Origin of the sequence: Janthinobacterium longum (assembly GCF_051380735.1) — a bacterium.
Taxonomy (GTDB): Bacteria; Pseudomonadota; Gammaproteobacteria; order Burkholderiales; family Burkholderiaceae_D; genus Janthinobacterium.
The window spans coordinates 52,222-72,859 of the sequence record NZ_JBNYXQ010000010.1; the positions used below are offsets into that span (position 1 = coordinate 52,222).

The window sequence follows — 20,638 nt, forward strand, 5'->3', positions numbered from 1 at the left end:
GTAAAACACGCTGTGCGCGCTGTGTAAAACGTCGGGGGAGTTTAGCTGGATGAATATACAGTACGCAAGGGCGTCATGCGAGGCAATTTGCACAAATCCAGTGCATTATTTGTTAAATCGCGGTGGTTTCAGCTTGTCTTAAGCTGGTGGGGTTGTCGCGCTGAACTGTGCTGGTGCTGGCTCAGGCGGTGAGCGCTGCGCTGTCGCACAGGCTGGCGCCTTCGGTGCGGATGATCCAGCATTCGGGATACGCTTCGCTGGCGAAACGGTTGTGGCGGGCAAAGCCGGCAAGTTTGTCGAGCGCGGTGGCGGGCGCCAGCGCGGTTTCCTTGCCGCTGGCGCAATCGAGGTGCCAGAAGCCACCGTTGCGGTGGAACAGCATCGGTAGCGCCGCCGCCTGTGGCGCGAGGGTGTGCGGCGCGGGCACGACGACCGGGCGCGCTTCGGGCAGCAGCAGGTAAAAGCATTCCGCATGCGCACCCTGGTCCAGGCGGTGCAGGATGACGCCGTGCTGCAGGATGGCCGATACGCCCAGCACCACGATGCCCTTGATGCTGGCCGTCAGTTCGATGCGCATGCCCTGGCGCAAGGCCACTGGCTTGTGCTTGCCTGGCCATACGCCGTCGAGCAGCATACCGTAGCGCGACACGTCTTCGATATCAAAACCCTGCGCGCTGCGGCGTATCACGGCATGGCGGCCGGAAAGCCGGCGCGTCAGGCCATTGTTGTCCTGGCCGTCGACGCTGAAATGGCTGAGCAGCACATCGGCCTCCGGATCGACCAGCTCGAATCGGCCCAGCATGCATTCTTCCAGCGCAAACAGACGGATCTGGCGCTGTTCGCCCGCTTCCGGCGCCGCATTGACGATGCAGGCTGCCACGCTGGCATGCGGGTGGCAGTCGCTGGCCGATGGCACGTCGACCTCGATCAGTTCTTCGTCCCAGGCGATGGTGGTAAAGCCCATGTCGATCTTGCCTTGCGGCGCCGACAAGTCCACATGGGCGATGCCGGCATTGCGCGCGGTGACGTCGAGATTGCAGCCGTCGCCGCCTGTCACGCGCGCGATCGAAGCGTCGTCGGCCATCACGCGCACGTTTTTATGGGTGCTGAGGAAAATCTGGTGGATTTCGGTCAGGGTGGCGTCGCGGCGCGGTACCAGGATGACAAAGGTGCACACCCATTTCTGCGCCACCGCGCCGTCCACGTGGCTGAGGACGTCCACCTCGATCTGGTATTGGCCGTGCTCCTTGTTGCGCGAGGAAAACTCGACAAACACGGGGCGCCAGTCGCCGCGCGTGGTGCGCACCACGTCATGCTGTACCTGGCCGCGCGCAATCAGGTCCGAGCGCAGGCGCAAGCTCAGCTGTGGCGCGCATGCGGCGTCCATGCCGCGCAATTCCATTTTCAGGGTTTGCCGTCCGCCTGCCGCGCGCGGATCGAAACCGCTGATATGCAGATGGGTAGCCACCGGCGTGGGAGTGACGGCCGCCGGCGCCAGGGCGGGGCGCATGACAGGCATGCTGACGGAGTTGACGGGCGGCGACACCGCCAGGGGCAGGGAAACCACGGACGCAGGCACGCCCACCGTTGCCGATAGCTCGGAACGGGCGCTGCGCATGGCGTTCAGCAGGTCATAGCTGGTGGGGGCCTGGACTGCCTGCGGGTGGTTGCCCGCGCAGACCTGCTCACCAGACAAGACCCAGAACGTACAATGCGGGTGCTCCGGGTTGCTGCATTTTTTCATGTGGTGGAAACTCGACCGGGTGGGAGCGTGGCGCCCTCTGTTATACATGAGAGCTTACGCCCTTTTGACCTTGCTTGGCAACAAGCATGATTGCGTCGCCGCCTGTTTTTTCGGCAGATGTGCGGTCTGGCCAACGCGCCGCCCAATATCTCCGGAAACCATTGCTTAAAATCACATTTTATGGATTTTAAGATAGTTATTTATTGCAAGAATATCGAGTCCTTCAGGTTCGGTTCTTGCACTTGCGCGTTTCTGGTCAGACCCTGTGGCGCGCAGATTGTTCGCCGCCTGTGTGCTGCCGTGCACGGACGTGGCTGACTGGCCTGGCGTAAGCTGGCTCCATTTCGCCAAACGACCTGAAAGCCACTGATGCCCGTCCTACGCCTGCCGCAGCTTCTTCTTGCTTATGTTGTGACCCTGGTCGCCTTTCTGGCGGTCGATGCCTTGTGGCTGGGCATCGTGATGAAACAGGCGTATGCCGCCTGGCTGGGATCCTTGATGCTGGCGCAGCCCAAGTTGCTGGCGGCCGGCCTGTTCTACCTGTTATATGTGGTGGGGCTGCTGGTGTTTGCCGTGGTGCCGGGCTTGCGTGAGCGCAGCTGGCGCGCGACGGCCTGGCGCGCCGCCTTGCTGGGGCTGGTGTCCTACGGTACCTATGACCTGACCAATCATGCGACGCTGAAAGACTGGCCCCTCGCGCTGACGGTGACCGACCTGGTGTGGGGCGCCGTGCTGTCTTGCCTGTCGGCCACGGCGGGTCATGCGGCCGCCAGCCGGTTCAAGGCTTGATGCGCAGCGCCACCAGGGTCAGATTATCGCTGTGCAAACCTGCCGGTGGGTGCGACAGGAAATCGGTGAACAGGGCCTCGCTGGCCTGCGCCGCCGTGCGGCCTGCGCACAGGGCCGGCCAGCGCGCCAGCACGCTGGCCGGGTCGAGACATGACCAAAAGCCGTCGCTGGCCAGCAAGTAAAGCGCATCGCGGCGCAGCCGCAGTGCGCGGCGGTCACCCATGCTGGCCAGGAAAGGTGGCAGATTGCGCTCATCGAGTGCATAGAGTCCGGTAGCAAGCCTGTGCGGGTTGACCATCACATTACCCAGTATAAAAGCTTGCGAGATTTGCGGTTGGTGTTCGCCATACACCTGGCTGCGCCATTGCCGCTCGCTGATCACGCCTTGCATGGCGTACACGGTGGCTGGCACATGGTCGATCGTCAGGGCTGTCACGGCGCCATCGGCCACTTCGTACAGGCGCGAATCGCCCACGTGATACAGCAGCGGCGCTTGCTGCGGCGCAATTTCAAGCAGGGTCAAGGTGGTGCCGGGCGGGCGCGACCGGGCCTCGGGGCCGGTATCGAAAGCAGCTTGCAGGCGTGCGTGCAACTGGTCCATCTGCTGCGCCAGGGTTGTCGTGTCGGAGCAAGCCGGCATAGCCAGCAAGCCCTGCACGGTGGCTTCGGCCGCCTCGCGGCCATGGCCATGGCCACCCATGCCATCAAGCACGGCCAGGCGCACATGGCCAGCCGGCCAGCCTGCCACCTGGCCCCGCCATGGTGTTTGCCCAACCAGGCAGGCGGCTTGGCCAGTGGCGTCGATCAGCAGGAAGTTGTCCTGGTTCTCGCGCCGCGCCATCGGGCCGGCACCCACGCTGCTGCCGGCTGCGGCATCCAGTCCCGGGCCGAAATCGAATTCGTCTTTGATAAAGTACATCGGTAATGGCAGCCCTGGTGAGTATCGATATTGATTATTAATATGGCTAGACTGATACAGCTTAGCCGATCTTGCCTGCGGGCGATACCTTGAACTGACCTGAAAAAAAAGCAAAAAACCTGCGGCAGCGTTGCTGGCGCAGGTTTTGTTCAGGTGCGGACGCGCTTAGCGGCGGTGTCCCCAGCCACGGTCATCGCGGTAGCCGCGACGGTCATCCCAGCGGTCGTGGTCACGGTAGTAGCCACGGCCCGGTTGCACGTACACCACCGGTGGCGGGCCGTAGTAGCGTGGTGGCGGCGCGTAGTACACGGGGCGCGGCGCAGGTTGGTAGTAGACGGGACGCGGCGCGGGCTGATAGTACACGGGCGGCGGGCTCTGGTAATACGTGCCGCGGTAGCCACGGTCATAACCACGATCGCCCGTGCGCAAGCTGTTGCCGACGGCGGCACCGATCACGCCGCCAACGATCGCGCCGTTGGTACCGCCAGTGTTGTTGCCGATCGCTGCTCCGACGACGGCGCCGGCAACGGTATTGAAGTCGCGGTCACCGGCGGCCGTTGCTGCCGACGAGACAGCTACAGCCGCTACCATTACCGCACCCAGGAGTTTCTTGTTCAACATGGCATTTCCTTCCAATCCGGCGAGATCACAGTGATCTGCATGAATGAACTATAGCGGCCGCACAAACCTTGATCCATGTCTAATACAACTTATTACAATCCGTCCATGTCCGTAACAAGTTAATCATGCGTGTGCTGCGTGGCGCGCCGGGCCTGCCACTCCGGCCGCAGCAGGCCATACATCCTGGCGTCGCGCATCACGCCGTTGATAAAGAACGCCTGGCGCAGCACGCCTTCCTGCGTAAAGCCGCATTTTTACGCAATCCGCTCGGAGCCGGTGTTGAGCGGATCCATCAGCAGCTCCAGCCGGTGATAAGGGTAGGCCTTGAACAGATAGTCGACCAGCAGTTGCGTCGCCTCGCTGGTATAGCCGCGTCCGTTGTTTTGCGGATCGAACAAACGGTAGCCAATCTCGCGGCTGGTCGGGGTGCGGCTCTTGAAATGGGTAATGGTGCCGATCATGGCCTGGTGCTGGTCTTCAATGATGAACAGCTCGCTGTCTTCGGTGACGAAGCCGGTTTGCATGAAGTCGCGCCGGATCGCCTCGGGCGACCTGAGCTGCGACGAAAAGAATGCCCCGCGCGAGGGCAGGTCGTTGACCAGGGCAATATAGGTGGCCAGGTCGGCGGCCTGCAGGTGGCGCAAGCTGCACAATGTTCCTTTGATCATGATATTTCCCGTAACAAGGCAGGCCCCATGGTAAGCGATAGCGGCCGCGGCAGGCAATCGGCGGGCTTCAAAGTTGCTGCAAACAAAGATCAAATGCGCTATCGTGCCGGGCTGCCCCATCCACTTTTACAGGACTCGCATGCCTTCAGTACCATTTCACCGCTCCCTTGTTTCCGTGCTGCTGGGCAGCGTCGTCAGTGCCGGTGCACTGGCCGCCGCGCCGGGCAATGACCCGGCTGCGCTGGCGCAAGTGCGCGACACTGCGCTGCAAAGCGACTGGGCGTATGCGCGCCTGGCCGACATGACCGACCTGATCGGTCCGCGCCTGTCCGGTTCGGCCGGCGCCGCTGCCGCCGTCGAGCAGGTGGCCGCCACCATGCGCGGCCTCGGTGCAAAAGTCAGCTTGCAGCCAGTCAAAGTGCCGCACTGGGTGCGCGGTGTGGAAACGGCGCAAATCGTCGATTATGCTGGCCGTCCGCAAGGTGTTATGCAGCGCGTGGTACTGACCGCCCTGGGCGGCTCGGGCGCCACGCCTGCCAGCGGCCTGACAGCACCCTTGATCATCGTCAAGAGCTTCGAGGAACTGAACGCACGCGCCGCTGAAGTGAAAGGCGCCATCGTGCTGATCGACGCGCCATTCGACCAGGAAATGGCCGAACGCGGCCTGGCTGGCGTCACCTACGGCCAGGGTTCGCGCTTCCGCTTTGGCGGCCCGAAAGCAGCGGCCGAACTGGGCGCCGCCGCCGCGCTGGTGCGCTCGATCGGCGGCGCCGATTTCCGCATTCCCCACGCCGGTGCAACCGGCCTGGAAGACGGCAAGCGCATCCCGGCCGCCGCCGTGACGGTCGAAGACGCGCTGCTGATAGCGCGCCTGGCTGCGCGCGGACCGATGAAAATGCATCTGACCCTGACCCCGCAAAACCTGCCCGACGCCGACAGCTACAACGTGATCGCCGACTGGCCGGGCACCGACAAGGCCGGCGAAGTGGTGATCGTTTCCGGCCACCTCGACTCGTGGGACCTGGCCACTGGTGCGCATGACGACGGCGCCGGCGTGGTGGCGGCAATGGGTGTGATCGAAACCCTGAAAAAGCTCGACTACCGCCCGCGCCGCACCATCCGCGTGATTGCCTGGATGAACGAGGAAAACGGCGGCCGTGGCGGCCAGGCCTATTTCGAGGCGAACCAGCAATCGCTGGCCAAACAGTACGCCGCCATTGAAATGGACATGGGCGCCGGGCGCCCGTTCGGCATCCTGGCCAGCGTCGGGCCGAAATCGGAAAAACTGTTTGCGCCCTTGCGCTCGGCCCTGCAGCCGATCGGCGCGCACGCCTTTACCCGCCGCGACGCGCTGGGCTCGGGCGATTTGCACCGGCTTGAAAAAGGCGGCGTGCCGAGCTTCGAGCCGCTGGTCGACAGCCATAGTTACTTCCACTACCACCACACGCCGGCCGATACGCTGGACAAGGTGGACCCGGCCAACCTGAAGCGCAACGTGGCGCTGATGTCGTCGCTGGCCTGGTATCTGGCCAATCTCGATGGCGAGATCGGCAGGGCGCCCGAGCAGGAGTAAGCGTAATAAACGCGGTTACTGCGCCCAGCCCTGGCTGAGACCGATGGTCTGGGCCGCTTTTTCAGCTTCCATCATGGTCCAGGTCGAGGAAGTCATCGTTCTCGGAATAATGATTGAGGCAAGAGACAAATTCGTCGATGCTGGCGTCATTTTTTTGCGAATAGGCCAGATCGATGACGTCCTGAAAATTCTGGCAGGAATAATGAAATTCCAGATGATTTTTCAGGACGTGGTCTGGATAGACCTTGTTGTCATTGGCATCAATTTCAACGCACGGGCCAACATATAGCATCGAGTTCGCGTTCAATTCCTCATTTTCAGCGATGTACACGTCGTACAGATTCTCCGGTATATAGCGTTCTTTTCCATTCTGGTCGAAGTCACGGTCGGCTTTGTTCTTTACAATTTCTACCAGTTCCTTGACGCCATATGACCGGCCAATGTCCAATTTCATTCGTATCCTTTGTTGATTTGTCTGCTCTTCAGCATGTTTATTGCATTAGGAGGGGTCAGAGGGCGTTCAGCGGTATTTTCAGATAGCGCACGCCATTTTCTTCCGGCTCGGGCAGCTTGCCCGCGTTGATGTTGACCTGGATCGCCGGCAATATCAATGCCGGCATGTCCAGGGTGGCGTCGCGACCCGTGCGCAGGGCCACGAACTGTTCTTCCGTGATGCCGTCGCGCAGATGGATATTGCTGGCGCGCTGTGCGGCCACCGTGGTTTCCCAGCGCGCCTCGCGGCCGGCCGGCGGGTAGTCGTGGCACATGAAGAGGCGCGTGGCCGGCGGCAGCGCCAGCAGGCGCTGTGCCGAGCGGTAGAGCAGGGCCGCCGAGCCGCCCGGAAAGTCGCAGCGGGCCGAGCCCACGTCGGGCATGAACAGGGTGTCACCGACAAATACGGCGTCGCCGATCTGGTAGGCCAGGTCGGCTGGCGTGTGGCCCGGCACGTGCAGCGCGCGCACTTCCAGCGCGCCGATATGAAACACCTGGTCGGGTGCGAACAGCTGGTCGAATTGCGAGCCGTCGGCGGGGGCGCCATGCTGGTGATAGACGTCGGCAAACGCTCTTTGCACCGTCTGGATGGCAGCGCCGATGGCCACCTCGCCGCCCAGTTGCCGCTGCAGATACGGTGCTGCCGACAGGTGGTCGGCGTGAGCATGGGTTTCCAGCAGCCAGCGGCATGTCAACTTGTGTTCGCGCACAAAGGCGATCACTTTGTCGGCCGAGGCGGTGGCCGTACGGCCCGCCTTGGGATCGTAGTCGAGCACCGAATCGATCACGGCGCAGGCGCCGCCTTCGCCTTCATACACCACATAGGTGACGGTGGCGGTGGCGGGGTCGAAGAAGGCTTGTATTTGGGGCATCATCATGGTGGCGTGGTGCTGGCAGGGATGCTCATTATATCGCCGTGATCGCTTGAGAAATATCTCGGATCGCGATTTGATATGTAAAAACCGCATATCAAGCAGGGCCTGCCGATGCAAGGTGCGCGCATGCGCCCGGGCTTCGTGCTAACCTGATTGTCACAAGGAGGAAGTCCATGAACGATACTACTGCACGTAGCGAACAGTACCGCGGTTTCACGATCTCGGTGACGCCGCAAAAGGATAATGACGACCTGTGGGATTTCACCTACCACCTGCAGCGCGAAGCCGGTGCCGAGGGCGAAGCCAAGGACATTGAGCGCAGCCGCACCCTGGGTGGTTATGCCACGCCCGAGACCGCTTGCACGGCTGGCCTGGAAGTGGCGAAAACGGAAGTGGACAATCTGCTGCGTCCTTGAGACGCCGGTTTTCTTTATTGCGCAAGGAGTAGCCCATGAACAGCAGTTCCAAGATCCACTATAAAGGCTGGGAAATCGTTCCCCTGGCCGTACCGACCAGCGATGGCAAATGGTCGGCCAGTTGCGATATCGAACGCGCCACCGCCGAAAGGCTGGAAGTGTTCGAAGGCTCGACCATGCAATTCGTGCGTGACGACGAAGACGGCGCAATTGCTGCCGCCTGCGAAGAAGCTGTACGCCAGATCGACAATATCATTGCCAACCCGCTGGTGCGCCTCGCCTGAGGCGGCCACGCATCGCCTGTCGCAGCCGGCACTCGCTGGCTGTTTTTATTTCAGCAACGTTTCACCTATGTTTCAAAGTGAAACTTGAAACATAAGTGAAACGTCATGTTGAAACGCCAGACCACTTTCTATTCCATACCCTTTATCACCTGCCACCCGCCAGCCGCCACCAGGCCGCCGTTTTCCCTATGGCGAAGCAATTTTGGGTAGAACAATGCGCTAGCTGGCACGGCATTTGCTGTAACGATGTTCATAGCAGGTCCATGAAACATTCGAACCCATAAGGTGAACATATGAGTCTTTACTCCGCAGGTGCCGCATTTCGCAAGGCCGTCCAGGAAGAATCCCCGTTGCAAGTGGTGGGTGCCATCAATGCCAACCACGCCCTGCTGGCCAAGCGCGCCGGTTTCAAGGCCATCTACCTGTCCGGCGGCGGTGTCGCGGCCGGCTCGCTGGGCTTGCCTGATCTGGGCATCTCCAACCTGGACGATGTGCTGACCGATATCCGCCGCATCACCGACGTGTGCGACCTGCCGCTGCTGGTCGACGCCGATACCGGTTTCGGCTCGTCCGCCTTCAATGTGGCGCGCACCGTGAAATCGATGATCAAGGCTGGCGCGGCCGCCCTGCATATCGAAGACCAGGTGGGTGCCAAGCGCTGCGGTCATCGCCCGGGCAAGGAAATCGTCAGCAAGGAAGAAATGGTCGACCGCATCAAGGCCGCCGTCGATGCGCGCACCGACCCGGACTTCGTCATCATGGCGCGCACCGATGCGCTGGCCGTCGATGGCCTGGAAGCGGCACTGGAACGGGCCGTGGCCTGCGTCGAAGCCGGCGCCGACATGATCTTCCCGGAAGCGATCACCGACCTCGAGATGTACACCACCTTCGCCAACGCCGTGAAAGTGCCGGTGCTGGCCAATATCACCGAATTTGGCGCCACGCCCCTGTTCACGGTGGACCAGCTGCGCGGCGCCGATGTAGGCCTGGTACTGTATCCGCTGTCGGCCTTCCGCGCCATGAACAAGGCCGCCGAAAACGTCTACATGGCGCTGCGCCGCGACGGCACGCAACAGAATGTATTGGACACCATGCAGACGCGCATGGAACTGTATGAATCGATCAACTACCACGACTTCGAACAAAAACTCGACGCGCTGTTTGCCGCGCAAAAGAAATAATCACACCTATATCCGGAGATCACAATGACTGCACCACAAGCTGCCACTTTCAAGCCTAAAAAATCCGTCGCCCTGTCCGGCGTTACCGCCGGCAATACCGCCCTGTGCTCGGTCGGCAAGACCGGCAACGATCTGCACTACCGCGGCTACGACATCCTGGACGTGGCCGACAGCTGCGAGTTCGAGGAAATCGCCTATCTGCTGGTGCACGGCAAGTTGCCGAACACGGGCGAGCTGAAAGGCTACAAGGCCAAGCTCAAGTCCTTGCGCGGACTGCCCGCCAATGTCAAGGCGGCGCTCGAAGCGCTGCCGGCCGGCGCGCATCCGATGGATGTGATGCGCACCGGCGTGTCGGTACTGGGCTGCACCCTGCCTGAAAAAGATGACCACAATGTGCCGGGCGCGCGCGATATCGCCGACCGCCTGATGGCCTCGTTCGGCTCCATGCTGCTGTACTGGTACCACTACAGCCATAACGGCAAGCGCATCGAAGTGGAAACCGACGACGACTCGATCGGTGGCCACTTCCTGCATCTGCTGCACGGCAAGAAGCCGTCGGCCTCGTGGGAAAAAGCCATGCACACTTCCCTGATCCTGTACGCGGAACACGAGTTCAATGCGTCCACCTTCACCAGCCGCGTGATCGCCGGCACGGGTTCGGACATCCACTCGGCCATCACCGGCGCCATCGGCGCACTGCGCGGCCCGAAACACGGCGGCGCGAATGAAGTGGCGCTCGATATCCAGAAACGTTACGACAGTGCCGACGAAGCCGAAGCTGATATCCGCGAACGCGTCGCCAACAAGGAAGTGGTGATCGGCTTTGGCCATCCGGTCTACACGATTTCCGACCCGCGCAACAAGGTCATCAAGGAAGTAGCCCGCTCGCTGTCGCAGGAAGCGGGATCGACCAAGATGTTCGATATCGCCGAACGGCTGGAATCGGTCATGTGGGAGATCAAGAACATGTTCCCGAACCTGGACTGGTTCTCGGCCGTGTCGTACCACATGATGGGCGTGCCAACGGCGATGTTCACCCCGCTGTTCGTTATCTCGCGTACCTCGGGCTGGGCGGCCCACATTATCGAACAGCGCATCGACAATAAAATCATCCGCCCCAGCGCCAACTACGTGGGCCCGGAAGACTTGCAGTTCGTGCCGATCAGCGAGCGCACATAATGAGCATCAACATGAACACACTGTACCGCAAGCCCTTGCCGGGAACAGGGCTTGACTACTTCGATGCGCGCGCCGCAGTGGAAGCGCTCGAAGCCGGCGCCTGGGCGGGCCTGCCATACACCTCGCGCGTGCTGGCCGAAAACCTGGTGCGCCGCTGCGACCCGGAGACTTTGAACGCCTCGCTGCGCCAGTTTATCGAACGCCGGCGTGACCTGGACTTTCCCTGGTTCCCGGCGCGCGTGGTCTGCCATGACATTCTTGGCCAGACCGCGCTGGTGGACCTGGCCGGCCTGCGCGACGCCATCGCGGCCCAGGGCGGCGACCCGGCCTTGGTCAACCCGGTGGTGCCGACCCAGCTGGTGGTCGACCATTCGCTGGCCGTCGAATGCGGCGGCTTTGACCCCGACGCCTTTGCCAAGAACCGCGCCATCGAAGACCGCCGCAACGAAGACCGTTTCGACTTTATCGACTGGACCAGGAAAGCCTTTAAAAACGTCGACGTGATCCCGCCCGGTAACGGCATCCTGCACCAGATCAACCTCGAGCGCATGTCGCCCGTGATCCAGGTGCAGGACGGCGTGGCTTACCCGGACACCCTGGTCGGTACCGACTCGCACACCCCGATGGTCGATGCGCTGGGCGTGATCGCCATCGGCGTGGGCGGCCTGGAAGCGGAGAGCGTGATGCTGGGCCGCGCTTCGTGGATGCGCCTGCCCGACATTATCGGCGTCGAGCTGACCGGCAAGCCCCAGCCCGGCATTACCGCCACTGACACCGTGCTGGCGCTGACGGAGTTTTTGCGCAAGCAGAAGGTGGTGTCGTCGTATCTGGAGTTTTACGGCGAGGGCGCGTCGCACCTGACCCTGGGCGACCGCGCGACGATCTCGAACATGGCGCCTGAATTCGGCGCTACCGCCGCCATGTTCTATATCGACGAGCAGACCATCAAGTATCTGAAGCTGACCGGCCGGGAAGACGCGCAGGTGGCGCTGGTGGAAACCTATGCGAAAGAAACGGGACTGTGGGCCGACAGCCTGGTGGATGCCCGATACGAGCGCGTCCTGCGCTTCGACCTGTCGTCGGTGGTGCGCAATATCGCGGGCCCGTCCAATCCGCATAACCGCGTGCCAACTTCCGAGCTGGCCGCGCGCGGCATCTCCGGCGTGGTGGAAAACGAGCCGGGCAAGATGCCGGACGGCGCCGTGATCATTGCGGCCATTACCAGCTGCACCAACACGAATAATCCGCGCAACATGATCGCGGCCGGCCTGATCGCCCGTAACGCCAATCGCCTCGGTTTGCTGCGCAAGCCGTGGGTCAAGTCCTCGCTGGCGCCCGGCTCGAAAACCGTCGAGCTGTACCTGCAGGAAGCGGGCCTGATGAACGAGCTCGAAAAGCTCGGTTTTGGCGTGGTGGCGTTTGCCTGCACCTCGTGCAATGGCATGTCGGGCGCGCTCGACCCGGTAATCCAGGACGAAGTAGTGGCGCGCGACCTGTACGCCACCGCCGTCTTGTCCGGCAACCGCAACTTCGACGGCCGCATCCACCCATATGCGAAACAGGCTTTCCTGGCCTCGCCGCCGCTGGTGGTGGCCTACGCGATCGCCGGCACGATCCGCTTCGATATTGAAAAAGACGTGCTGGGGACCAGCCCCGACGGGCAGCCGATACTGCTGAAAGACATATGGCCATCGGACGAGGAGATCGACGCCATTGTCGCTGCCAGCGTCAAGCCCGAGCAGTTCCGCAAGGTGTATATCCCGATGTTCGCCAAGCAGCATGACGACGGCATCAAGGTCAGCCCGCTGTACGACTGGCGCCCGCAGACCACTTATATCCGCCGCCCGCCATACTGGGAAGGCGCGCTGGCCGGCGCACGCCCATTAAAAGGCATGCGTCCGCTGGCGGTGTTGGGCGACAATATCACCACCGACCACCTGTCGCCGTCGAACGCCATCATGGCGGGCAGCGCGGCCGGCGAGTACCTGGCGAAAATGGGCTTGCCCGAGGAAGACTTCAATTCCTACGCCACCCACCGTGGCGACCACCTGACGGCGCAGCGCGCCACCTTTGCCAATCCCACCCTGAAAAACGAGATGGTCATCGAGGACGGCAAAGTCAAAGCAGGTTCGCTGACCCGCATCGAGCCGGACGGTACCATTTCGCGCATGTGGGAAGCGATCGAGATTTATATGGAGCGCAAGCAGCCATTGATCATTATCGCCGGCGCCGATTATGGCCAGGGTTCCTCGCGCGACTGGGCTGCCAAAGGCGTGCGCCTGGCCGGCGTGGAAGCGATCGTTGCCGAAGGCTTCGAGCGCATCCACCGCACCAACCTGGTCGGCATGGGCGTGCTGCCGCTGGAATTCCTGACTGGCGTGACGCGCAAGACCCTGGGGCTGGACGGCAGTGAAACCTACGACGTGGTGGGTGAACGCACACCGCGCTCGATGCTGACCCTGGTGATTCACCGCGCCAATGGCGACAGCGAGCAAGTGCCGGTGACCTGCCGCCTCGATACGGCCGAAGAGGTGTCGATCTATGAGGCCGGCGGCGTGCTGCAGCGCTTTGCGCAGGATTTTTTGGAGTCTTCGAAAGCCGCATAATTCACTGGGAACGCAACGTAAATCTGGGGTCAGACCCGTCGGGTCTGACCCCAGCTCTTTGCCTTTGGTTTTAATGACATAGTCAACGCAGGAACTTCAATGACCCATCCCCCCCAAATCAAAATCCCCGCCACCTATATGCGTGGCGGCACCAGCAAAGGCGTGTTCTTTCGCCTGCAGGACCTGCCGCCAGCAGCGCAGGTTGCCGGCGCCGCGCGCGATGCCTTGCTGCTGCGCGTGATTGGCAGCCCGGACCCGTACGGCAAGCAGATCGACGGCATGGGCGGCGCCACCTCGAGCACCAGCAAGACGGTGATCGTCTCAAAAAGCAGCAAAGCTGACCACGATGTCGATTATCTGTTCGGCCAGGTTGCCATCGACAAGCCGTTTGTCGACTGGAGCGGCAACTGCGGCAACCTGTCGGCGGCCGTCGGCTCGTTCGCGATCGCCAGTGGCCTGGTCGATGCGGCGCGCATTCCGGACAACGGCGTGGCTGTCGTGCGCGTGTGGCAGGCCAATATCGGCAAGACCATTATCGCCCACGTGCCAGTGACGAATGGCGCAGTGCAGGAAACCGGCGACTTCGAACTCGATGGCGTGACCTTTCCGGCCGCCGAGGTGAAACTTGAGTTTCTCGATCCGGCGGCCGAAGAGGAGGGCGGCGATGGTGCAACCTCTGCGATGTTCCCCACCGGCCAGCTGGTCGATGAGCTGGAGGTACCCGGCATCGGCACCTTGCGCGTCACGATGATCAATGCCGGCATACCGACAATCTTTGTGGACGCCGATGCGATCGGCTACACGGGCACCGAGCTGCAGGAGGCGATCAATGGTGATCCGGTGGCCATGGCGCGCTTTGAAACCATTCGTGCCCACGGCGCCCTGCGCATGGGGCTGATCAAGAACCTCGATGAAGCGGCCAGGCGCCAGCATACGCCGAAGGTGGCGTTTGTCGCCAGACCGGCCAGCTATGTCTCGTCGAGCGGCAAACAGGTTATGGCACAGGATATCGACCTGCTGGTGCGCGCCATGTCGATGGGCAAACTGCATCATGCCATGATGGGCACGGCGGCGGTGGCCATCGGCACGGCGGCGGCGATTCCCGGCACGCTGGTCAACCTGGCGGCCGGCGGCGGCGAAAAAAGCACCGTGCGCTTCGGCCACCCGTCCGGCACCCTGATGGTGGGCGCCGAAGCGACGCAGGTAGATGGCGACTGGAGCGTCACCAAGGCCATCATGAGCCGCAGTGCGCGCGTGCTGATGGAGGGCGTGGTGCGCGTACCCGGCAACACCGTTCCGACATAAAGCAAACGGCCGGGGCGCCGCCCTGGCCATAACAGATTTGCCACCGGAGGAGACATGGACTTTGCCCAGTTTTACCAGCGTTCAATCGACGCGCCTGAAGCGTTCTGGCGCGACGAAGCAGAAAAAATCGACTGGCACACACCGTTTTCACAAGTGCTGGACTATTCCCGCCCGCCGTTTGCCCGCTGGTTTGTCGGCGGCACCACCAATCTGTGCCACAACGCGGTGGACCGCTGGGTCGGCAGCCGTGGCGACGCGCCGGCCTTGATCGCCATTTCCACCGAAACCAATACCGAGCGAAGCTACAGCTACCGCGAGCTGCAGCGCGAGGTGGAGCGCTGCGCGGCGGTGCTGCTGTCGCTGGGCGTGGCCAAGGGCGACCGGGTGCTGATCTATATGCCGATGATCGCCGAAGCGGCGTTTGCCATGCTGGCCTGCGCGCGCATCGGCGCGATTCATTCGGTGGTGTTCGGCGGCTTTGCCGCCAACAGCCTGGCCAGCCGCATCGACGACGCGCAGCCGAAACTTGTGTTTTCCAGCGACGCCGGCTCGCGCAACGGCAAGCCGATCGCCTACAAGCCGCTGCTGGACGAAGCGATCCGCATTGCCGTGCACCAGCTTGAACATGTGCTGCTGGTCGACCGTCATCTGGTGCCGATGGCACTGGTTGCCGGGCGTGATGTCGACTACGCCACCGCGCGCCAGCAGCATCTGGAGGCGCAAGTGCCGATCACCTGGCTCGAATCGAACGAGGTCTCGTATGTGCTGTACACCTCGGGCACCACCGGCAAGCCGAAAGGCGTGCAGCGCGACGTGGGCGGCTATGCGGTGGCGCTGGCCTCATCGATGCAATACACGTTTTGCGGCAAACCCGGGGAGACTTTTTTTGCCACCTCCGATATCGGCTGGGTGGTGGGCCACTCGTATATCGTGTATGGCCCCCTGATTGCCGGCATGGCCACCATTCTGTACGAAGGCTTGCCGATTTGCCCCGACGCGGGCATCTGGTGGAGCATCGTTGAAAAATATCGGGTCACGCGCATGTTCTCGGCGCCGACAGCGATCCGCGTACTGCGCAAGCACCCGGTGGAACTGATGCGCAAATACGATCTGTCGTCCCTGAAGGCACTGTACCTGGCGGGCGAACCGCTCGATGAAACCACCTCGCAGTGGATTGCCGACGAACTCAAGGTCGATATCATTGACAACTACTGGCAGACCGAAACCGGCTGGCCGATTCTGTCGGTGGCCAGGGGCGTGGCCGACACGCCGACGCGCCTGGGCAGCCCTGGCCTGGCGATGTACGGCTACAAGGTCAAATTGATCAACGAGACGACCGGCGAGGCGTGTGGCGCAAATGAAAAGGGCGTGCTGGTGCTGGAAGGCCCGCTGCCGCCGGGCTGCCTGCAAACCGTGTATGGCGACGACCAGCGCTTTGTCGACACCTACTGGTCCACCTTCAGCGAGCAACAGGTGTACTCGACATTCGACTGGGGCCTGCGCGACGCCGACGGCTATTACTTTATCCTGGGCCGCACCGATGACGTGATCAACGTCGCGGGCCACCGCCTGGGTACACGCGAAATCGAGGAAAGCATTTCCAGCCACCCGAATGTGTCGGAAGTGGCGGTGGTGGGCATGGAAGACAAGCTCAAGGGCCAGGTGGCAATGGCCTTCGTGATCCTGAAAAATCCGCAAGGCGTCGAAAGCGTCGAGGCAAAAGCGGCGCTGGAGCGCGAAGTGATGGCGGTAGTCGACCGCCAACTGGGCGCCGTGGCACGGCCTGCGCGCGTGCTGTTCGTGGCGCAGTTGCCGAAGACGCGTTCGGGCAAGTTGCTGCGCCGTTCCATCCAGGCCATTTGCGAAGGGCGCAGCCCGGGCGACCTGACCTCGATCGAAGACCCGGCCTCGCTGCAGCATATCGAAGCGGCATTGTCCTGAGAATCTTTAGCAGAGTTTATCATCGGATAAACTCTGCATTCAGATCCGTTCGCTTTCCTTGCGCACTACGCGCCCGACGATGATGCATTCATTGCCCCGGCACATCTTGCGATGATATTTGCGCTGGTCCGGGTTGTCCGACGTCAGCCACCATTCGCCGATATCGCGCGCCAGCCGCTTGACCACCGGCTCGCCTTCGTAGTTGACTGCATAGACGATGCCGTCAACGGGGCGGATATCGGCCGTGTTGATGATCACCACATCGTCTTCATACAGGGACGGCTCCATGCTCTCGCCCTTGACCTTGATCGCCACCAGTTTTTCCGGGTGATAGCCATTGCGGTCGACCCAGCCGCGTGGCACGCTGATGGTACTGCCATCATGGGTTTCCGGTTCCACCGCAAAGCCTGTGATGCCCGCCGACAGCCGCAATTTTACCTTGCGGATATCGTAAAAGCGCTCGTCCTCGCCATCGTTGACGAACACCGGCTTGACACCGGCCAGTGCACGGGCGGCCATGGCAGCCTGGTCGGGTGCGGCGCCCTGGTCGAAGTACATGCTGTCCAGGCGCAGATCGGCTTCGAGCTTGCGCGCAATCTTCTCGCTGAAGGCGCGGCCCTCGCGGTAGGTGGGCGACAAAATCTGCGAAATGCGCGCCTCGCTCCAGCCGCTGGCGTCGGAAATTTTTTTGCGCGTGTGCTCATAGCGCTCGCTGATCAGTGCCAGCAGTCGTTCGCGTCTGTATTGATACATATCCATCTCCGCATTAAACCTGAAACTTACTGTTTGATAAATTACCAAATGCTTGACTTTAACATTAGCGATTGATAAAGTCCACTCGTTGCCTGTCGCAAATTCGCACACAGCGTTTCCCGGCAGGCCACTACAGGGAGGATGGAGATGTTGAACAGCAGTCAGGTGGTGCGTAGCGGAGCGCCGCCGCAGACAGGTCGCAGGATTTTGGGGCGCAGCAAGAAATCGCAGTTGCATATTGCCCGCATCGCGCAGCATATCGCCGAGCAGGGGCAGGCCAGCGCCGCGCAGTTGTCGGCCCTGCTGGGGCTTGATGCCGGCACCATGAGCCGCTACCTGCGCCATATGTGTGGCGCAGGACTGATCCACCTGGCGCAGCGCCACTGCACCGAGCCCGGGCGCCAGCGGCCCGCCCTGTATGCGCCGGGCGAGGCGGAAGATGAAGGCGAAGCCTGGGCCGAATTGCCGCCGCAGGTGCGGCGCATGGCCAGCTGGCCCGTCGGCACGGCCAGCCGCGATCCACTGGTGGCGGCCCTGTTTGGGCCAGCCAGCAGTCACCACGGCGCCTAGCGCGCCTCACCACAGGAACGGGCAACATGAATTTCGATATTACCGCCGCCGGCAGCATATGGATCAAACTGTTGGGCCTGCCGTTGCTGGCCGCCTTGCTGGCCACGATGCTGAGTTTCATGGTCATGTGGCCGCGCTCGAGGAAGGAGGCGGTCATCCGCATCTGTTCGAGCATTATTATTGCCACCTTTACCGGTCCGGTGCTGGTGGCGGCCGTGCTGTCCTGGTGGCCCGCGCTGTTCGACAGTGCCAATGCGGTGGCCGTGCTGTATGGCTGCGATCCTGCCACCGGCTTCCTGTTCATTGCCGCGCCGCTGATGGCGGCCATCGGCTTGCCGGCGTGGTGGGTGCTGGGGGCGTGTGTGCGCTGGTTTGATCGCCGCCGCGACAAGGACATCGGCGAGCTGGCGGCCGACGTGGCGGCAGCCGTCAAGGAGGTGCGGTCCGGACGGTGATGCTGGTGGTGGCGCTGCCATGGTGCGCATATGCATGAAAAAAGTGCAAGCCAGTCACGGTTTTCTGCTGAAGGCGCGCCAGGGCTTGAACTGGCGCGCGTGGTTTCTGGCACGATGCATGCATGGCAGGTCACATCCCTTTTCCATCGCCCACTGCCTGGAGCGCATCTTGCCAAAACCTCATTTGACCGCCATCCCCCGCCGTAGTGCAGCGCCTGCCGGCGACGCGCCGTCGCCCGTCGATGAAATGCTGCCGCCTGGTAAGTTGTTCACCCTCGGCCTGCAGCATGTGCTGGTGATGTACGCGGGCGCCATCGCCGTGCCGCTGATCGTTGGCCGTGCCCTCAAGCTGCCGCCCGGGCAGGTAGCGGCACTGATCAGCGCCGACCTGTTCTGCTGCGGCCTGGTCACCCTCATCCAGTCGCTGGGCCTGGGCAAGTATTTCGGCATCCGCCTGCCGGTGATGATGGGCGTCACCTTTGCCGCCGTCAGCCCCATGCTGGCGATGGCGAACAACCCCGAGCTGGGTATCACGGGCATCTTTGGCGCGGTGATCGGCGCCGGTATCGTATCGATGCTGATTGCGCCGTTGATCGGCCGCATGCTGGGCCTGTTTCCGCCGGTGGTGACGGGCAGCATCATCGCCGTGATCGGCGTGTCGCTGATGCGCGTTGGCGTGAACTGGGCCATGGGCGGGCCGCCATCGATGGCGAAAATTCCCGATCCCGCATTCGTCGCCACCGCCGGCAGCGGCATGGCGCCGCTGATCGCCAACCCCGCCTATGGCGCGCTGGACAATTTGGGCATCGCGCTGTTCGTGCTGGTGGTGATACTGCTGGTGGCAAAGTATGGCCGCGGCTTCCTGGCCAATATCGCCGTGCTGACCGGCATTATTGCCGGCACGGCGCTGGCGTTTATGTTGGGCAAGACAGACTTTTCCAAGGTGGCCGGCGCCAAGGCGTTTGCGGTCGTCACGCCGTTCCAGTTTGGCATGCCGACCTTTGACGCAGTAGCGATTCTGACCATGAGCCTGGTGATGATCGTGGTCATGATCGAATCCCTGGGCATGTTCCTGGCACTGGGCGAGATGACCGGCAAACGCATCGATCAGGCTGACATCAGCCGCGGCTTGCGCGTGGATGGCCTGGGTACGCTGATCGGCGGCATCTTCAACACCTTCCCCTACACCTCGTTCTCGCAGAATGTCGGCCTGGTCGGCGTCACGGGCGTGCGCAGCCGCTGGGTCTGCGTGGCCGCCGGCCTTATCTTGCTGGTGATGGGCGTGATCCCGAAAATCGCCCAGGCGGCCGAAGCCGTGCCAGTATTTGTGCTGGGTGGCGCGGGCCTGGTGATGTTCGGCATGGTGGCCGCCACCGGCATCCGCATCCTGGCCGGCGTCGACTACAAGAGCAACCGCAACAACCTGTTTATCGTCGCGCTGGCGATTGGTTTCGGCATGCTGCCGCTGGTCGCCGAGCAGTATGCCCAGCATATGCCCAAGGCCTTGTCGCCACTGCTGCACAGCGGCATCTTGCTGGCGGCAATCGCGGCGGTACTGCTGAACCTGTTCTTCAACGGTATCGGTTCCCGGGAAGAGGCCAACGCCAGGGCGCGCGACAGCAGCCATGGCAGCGAGTAGCTTATAGACTGCTGGCTCAGGCGTCGTGATACGCCGCTTCGAGTTCGTCCCGGCGCGGCGCTGCGGCGATATGCAGTATCAGCGTTGCGCGCAGTTCGGCGGGGTGCACGGCGCGATGCTTGGCGAACCAGAACACCTCGCTCAGCTCCTCATCTTCATGCCAGGTCGTCGCCAGCGCTTTGTCCGGCTCCACGTCGTCGTAATTGGTCGCTTCCAGATAAGCATCGTCGATGGCGTCATGCCAGGCTTCGCACTGCTTGCCCCAAACCGATGCGTACAAGCAACCTGCCGTGACCAGCGCACGGCATGTTTCCCACATCGTCATTTCCGCCACATCGGCTTCGATAATCAAGATGGCTTTGAATGGAGACAGTTCTTCCAGCACGGGGAAATCGCTGTCGGGCGTAAGATGCAGGTAGCGCAGGATTTGTTTTTGCATGGCGGGGAATATTGCAGAAATGAGTGCGCGCCACCGTTGCAGCCAGCATGTGCGCTGGTGCCCGGAGCCGGAATCGAACCGGCACGCCCTTACAGGCGGGAGATTTTAAGTCTCCAGTGTCTACCAGTTTCACCATCCGGGCAGCGCGGCAAGATTCTAGCACAAGAGGTAGCCTTTATGCCATCAGCG

Annotated in this window: 20 protein-coding genes and 1 tRNA gene; 12 read left to right on the forward strand and 9 right to left on the reverse strand. The window is 62.2% G+C overall.

What is annotated here, in order from left to right; all coding sequences use genetic code 11:
• Positions 1 to 181: 181 nt before the first annotated feature.
• Positions 182 to 1,744: an FHA domain-containing protein gene (locus tag ACQ4WM_RS20940; RefSeq protein WP_436548579.1), complete on the reverse strand. Its 1,563-nt coding sequence runs from the start codon at positions 1,742 to 1,744 to the stop codon at positions 182 to 184.
• A gap of 369 nt (positions 1,745 to 2,113) precedes the next feature.
• Between ACQ4WM_RS20940 and ACQ4WM_RS20945 the strand changes: the two genes are divergently transcribed.
• The gene (locus ACQ4WM_RS20945; protein ID WP_436548580.1) at positions 2,114 to 2,533 is read left to right on the forward strand and encodes a DUF2177 family protein; all 420 of its coding nucleotides are present in this window, start codon (positions 2,114 to 2,116) and stop codon (positions 2,531 to 2,533) included.
• On the opposite strand, the gene ACQ4WM_RS20950 is transcribed toward ACQ4WM_RS20945, so the two are convergent.
• The 3 genes from ACQ4WM_RS20950 to ACQ4WM_RS20960 all read right to left on the reverse strand — a co-directional run bounded on the left by ACQ4WM_RS20950 (position 2,523) and on the right by ACQ4WM_RS20960 (position 4,741).
• Entirely contained in the window at positions 2,523 to 3,452 is a 930-nt protein-coding gene (locus ACQ4WM_RS20950) for a PP2C family protein-serine/threonine phosphatase (protein ID WP_436548581.1), read from the reverse strand. The two genes, ACQ4WM_RS20945 and ACQ4WM_RS20950, sit on opposite strands and share 11 nt — an antisense overlap.
• Positions 3,453 to 3,617: 165 nt before the next feature.
• On the reverse strand, positions 3,618 to 4,073 hold the full coding sequence (locus ACQ4WM_RS20955; protein ID WP_436548582.1) for a glycine zipper 2TM domain-containing protein: 456 nt from the start codon (positions 4,071 to 4,073) through the stop codon (positions 3,618 to 3,620).
• 254 nt (positions 4,074 to 4,327) lie between these two features.
• Complete coding sequence (locus ACQ4WM_RS20960) at positions 4,328 to 4,741, reverse strand: GNAT family N-acetyltransferase (RefSeq protein ID WP_436548583.1); 414 nt, start codon at positions 4,739 to 4,741, stop codon at positions 4,328 to 4,330.
• 139 nt (positions 4,742 to 4,880) lie between these two features.
• Here ACQ4WM_RS20960 and ACQ4WM_RS20965 point away from each other — a divergent pair, with 139 nt between their 5' ends.
• Complete coding sequence (locus ACQ4WM_RS20965; RefSeq protein WP_436548584.1) at positions 4,881 to 6,314, forward strand: M20/M25/M40 family metallo-hydrolase; 1,434 nt, start codon at positions 4,881 to 4,883, stop codon at positions 6,312 to 6,314.
• 61 nt (positions 6,315 to 6,375) lie between these two features.
• Here the strand turns inward: ACQ4WM_RS20965 and ACQ4WM_RS20970 are convergent, their stop codons facing one another.
• Together ACQ4WM_RS20970 and ACQ4WM_RS20975 are read right to left on the reverse strand one after the other, a co-directional pair.
• Positions 6,376 to 6,768 carry a DUF7716 domain-containing protein gene (locus ACQ4WM_RS20970; RefSeq protein WP_436548585.1) on the reverse strand — a complete coding sequence of 131 codons (393 nt, stop codon included), beginning with the start codon at positions 6,766 to 6,768 and terminating at the stop codon, positions 6,376 to 6,378.
• 55 nt (positions 6,769 to 6,823) lie between these two features.
• The gene (locus ACQ4WM_RS20975; RefSeq protein WP_436548693.1) at positions 6,824 to 7,681 is read right to left on the reverse strand and encodes an MBL fold metallo-hydrolase; all 858 of its coding nucleotides are present in this window, start codon (positions 7,679 to 7,681) and stop codon (positions 6,824 to 6,826) included.
• A 173-nt stretch (positions 7,682 to 7,854) separates the two neighbouring features.
• Here ACQ4WM_RS20975 and ACQ4WM_RS20980 point away from each other — a divergent pair, with 173 nt between their 5' ends.
• The 7 genes from ACQ4WM_RS20980 (at position 7,855) to ACQ4WM_RS21010 (ending at position 16,593) form a co-directional block, all read left to right on the forward strand.
• Positions 7,855 to 8,097 carry a hypothetical protein gene (locus tag ACQ4WM_RS20980; protein WP_436548586.1) on the forward strand — a complete coding sequence of 81 codons (243 nt, stop codon included), beginning with the start codon at positions 7,855 to 7,857 and terminating at the stop codon, positions 8,095 to 8,097.
• Positions 8,098 to 8,132: 35 nt separating this feature from the next.
• The gene (locus ACQ4WM_RS20985; RefSeq protein ID WP_436548587.1) at positions 8,133 to 8,381 is read left to right on the forward strand and encodes a hypothetical protein; all 249 of its coding nucleotides are present in this window, start codon (positions 8,133 to 8,135) and stop codon (positions 8,379 to 8,381) included.
• 293 nt (positions 8,382 to 8,674) lie between these two features.
• Positions 8,675 to 9,562 (forward strand): methylisocitrate lyase, encoded by an 888-nt coding sequence (gene prpB, locus ACQ4WM_RS20990; protein ID WP_436548588.1) that lies wholly within the window; start codon positions 8,675 to 8,677, stop codon positions 9,560 to 9,562.
• Between the two features lie 24 nt (positions 9,563 to 9,586).
• On the forward strand, positions 9,587 to 10,741 hold the full coding sequence (gene prpC / locus ACQ4WM_RS20995) for a bifunctional 2-methylcitrate synthase/citrate synthase (protein ID WP_436548589.1): 1,155 nt from the start codon (positions 9,587 to 9,589) through the stop codon (positions 10,739 to 10,741).
• Positions 10,742 to 10,752: 11 nt separating this feature from the next.
• Positions 10,753 to 13,347 carry a Fe/S-dependent 2-methylisocitrate dehydratase AcnD gene (gene acnD, locus ACQ4WM_RS21000; RefSeq protein WP_436548590.1) on the forward strand — a complete coding sequence of 865 codons (2,595 nt, stop codon included), beginning with the start codon at positions 10,753 to 10,755 and terminating at the stop codon, positions 13,345 to 13,347.
• A 99-nt stretch (positions 13,348 to 13,446) separates the two neighbouring features.
• The gene (prpF, locus tag ACQ4WM_RS21005) at positions 13,447 to 14,652 is read left to right on the forward strand and encodes a 2-methylaconitate cis-trans isomerase PrpF (protein ID WP_436548591.1); all 1,206 of its coding nucleotides are present in this window, start codon (positions 13,447 to 13,449) and stop codon (positions 14,650 to 14,652) included.
• A 54-nt stretch (positions 14,653 to 14,706) separates the two neighbouring features.
• Positions 14,707 to 16,593 (forward strand): propionate--CoA ligase, encoded by a 1,887-nt coding sequence (locus ACQ4WM_RS21010; protein WP_436548592.1) that lies wholly within the window; start codon positions 14,707 to 14,709, stop codon positions 16,591 to 16,593.
• Positions 16,594 to 16,632: 39 nt separating this feature from the next.
• On the opposite strand, the gene ACQ4WM_RS21015 is transcribed toward ACQ4WM_RS21010, so the two are convergent.
• Positions 16,633 to 17,346 (reverse strand): S24 family peptidase, encoded by a 714-nt coding sequence (locus tag ACQ4WM_RS21015; protein WP_436548593.1) that lies wholly within the window; start codon positions 17,344 to 17,346, stop codon positions 16,633 to 16,635.
• 147 nt (positions 17,347 to 17,493) lie between these two features.
• Here ACQ4WM_RS21015 and ACQ4WM_RS21020 point away from each other — a divergent pair, with 147 nt between their 5' ends.
• The 3 genes from ACQ4WM_RS21020 to ACQ4WM_RS21030 all read left to right on the forward strand — a co-directional run bounded on the left by ACQ4WM_RS21020 (position 17,494) and on the right by ACQ4WM_RS21030 (position 20,010).
• A complete protein-coding gene (locus tag ACQ4WM_RS21020; protein ID WP_436548594.1) occupies positions 17,494 to 17,916 on the forward strand; it encodes a hypothetical protein in 423 nt (140 codons plus the stop codon).
• A 26-nt stretch (positions 17,917 to 17,942) separates the two neighbouring features.
• Complete coding sequence (locus ACQ4WM_RS21025) at positions 17,943 to 18,371, forward strand: hypothetical protein (protein ID WP_436548595.1); 429 nt, start codon at positions 17,943 to 17,945, stop codon at positions 18,369 to 18,371.
• 247 nt (positions 18,372 to 18,618) lie between these two features.
• Complete coding sequence (locus ACQ4WM_RS21030) at positions 18,619 to 20,010, forward strand: nucleobase:cation symporter-2 family protein (protein ID WP_436548694.1); 1,392 nt, start codon at positions 18,619 to 18,621, stop codon at positions 20,008 to 20,010.
• Positions 20,011 to 20,026: 16 nt separating this feature from the next.
• Here the strand turns inward: ACQ4WM_RS21030 and ACQ4WM_RS21035 are convergent, their stop codons facing one another.
• Positions 20,027 to 20,449 carry a DUF7684 family protein gene (locus tag ACQ4WM_RS21035; protein ID WP_436548596.1) on the reverse strand — a complete coding sequence of 141 codons (423 nt, stop codon included), beginning with the start codon at positions 20,447 to 20,449 and terminating at the stop codon, positions 20,027 to 20,029.
• A gap of 55 nt (positions 20,450 to 20,504) precedes the next feature.
• A tRNA-Leu gene (locus ACQ4WM_RS21040) sits at positions 20,505 to 20,591 on the reverse strand.
• Between the last annotated feature and the right edge of the window lie 47 nt (positions 20,592 to 20,638).

Bases quoted from the DNA above. Each gene is read 5' to 3' on its own strand.
- ACQ4WM_RS20940 (WP_436548579.1), bottom strand. From the start codon at position 1,744: ATGAAAAAATGCAGCAACCCGGAGCACCCGCATTGTACGTTCTGGGTC.
- ACQ4WM_RS20945 (WP_436548580.1), top strand. From the start codon at position 2,114: ATGCCCGTCCTACGCCTGCCGCAGCTTCTTCTTGCTTATGTTGTGACC.
- ACQ4WM_RS20950 (WP_436548581.1), bottom strand. From the start codon at position 3,452: ATGTACTTTATCAAAGACGAATTCGATTTCGGCCCGGGACTGGATGCC.
- ACQ4WM_RS20955 (WP_436548582.1), bottom strand. From the start codon at position 4,073: ATGTTGAACAAGAAACTCCTGGGTGCGGTAATGGTAGCGGCTGTAGCT.
- ACQ4WM_RS20960 (WP_436548583.1), bottom strand. From the start codon at position 4,741: ATGATCAAAGGAACATTGTGCAGCTTGCGCCACCTGCAGGCCGCCGAC.
- ACQ4WM_RS20965 (WP_436548584.1), top strand. From the start codon at position 4,881: ATGCCTTCAGTACCATTTCACCGCTCCCTTGTTTCCGTGCTGCTGGGC.
- ACQ4WM_RS20970 (WP_436548585.1), bottom strand. From the start codon at position 6,768: ATGAAATTGGACATTGGCCGGTCATATGGCGTCAAGGAACTGGTAGAA.
- ACQ4WM_RS20975 (WP_436548693.1), bottom strand. From the start codon at position 7,681: ATGATGCCCCAAATACAAGCCTTCTTCGACCCCGCCACCGCCACCGTC.
- ACQ4WM_RS20980 (WP_436548586.1), top strand. From the start codon at position 7,855: ATGAACGATACTACTGCACGTAGCGAACAGTACCGCGGTTTCACGATC.
- ACQ4WM_RS20985 (WP_436548587.1), top strand. From the start codon at position 8,133: ATGAACAGCAGTTCCAAGATCCACTATAAAGGCTGGGAAATCGTTCCC.
- prpB (WP_436548588.1), top strand. From the start codon at position 8,675: ATGAGTCTTTACTCCGCAGGTGCCGCATTTCGCAAGGCCGTCCAGGAA.
- prpC (WP_436548589.1), top strand. From the start codon at position 9,587: ATGACTGCACCACAAGCTGCCACTTTCAAGCCTAAAAAATCCGTCGCC.
- acnD (WP_436548590.1), top strand. From the start codon at position 10,753: ATGAACACACTGTACCGCAAGCCCTTGCCGGGAACAGGGCTTGACTAC.
- prpF (WP_436548591.1), top strand. From the start codon at position 13,447: ATGACCCATCCCCCCCAAATCAAAATCCCCGCCACCTATATGCGTGGC.
- ACQ4WM_RS21010 (WP_436548592.1), top strand. From the start codon at position 14,707: ATGGACTTTGCCCAGTTTTACCAGCGTTCAATCGACGCGCCTGAAGCG.
- ACQ4WM_RS21015 (WP_436548593.1), bottom strand. From the start codon at position 17,346: ATGTATCAATACAGACGCGAACGACTGCTGGCACTGATCAGCGAGCGC.
- ACQ4WM_RS21020 (WP_436548594.1), top strand. From the start codon at position 17,494: ATGTTGAACAGCAGTCAGGTGGTGCGTAGCGGAGCGCCGCCGCAGACA.
- ACQ4WM_RS21025 (WP_436548595.1), top strand. From the start codon at position 17,943: ATGAATTTCGATATTACCGCCGCCGGCAGCATATGGATCAAACTGTTG.
- ACQ4WM_RS21030 (WP_436548694.1), top strand. From the start codon at position 18,619: ATGCTGCCGCCTGGTAAGTTGTTCACCCTCGGCCTGCAGCATGTGCTG.
- ACQ4WM_RS21035 (WP_436548596.1), bottom strand. From the start codon at position 20,449: ATGCAAAAACAAATCCTGCGCTACCTGCATCTTACGCCCGACAGCGAT.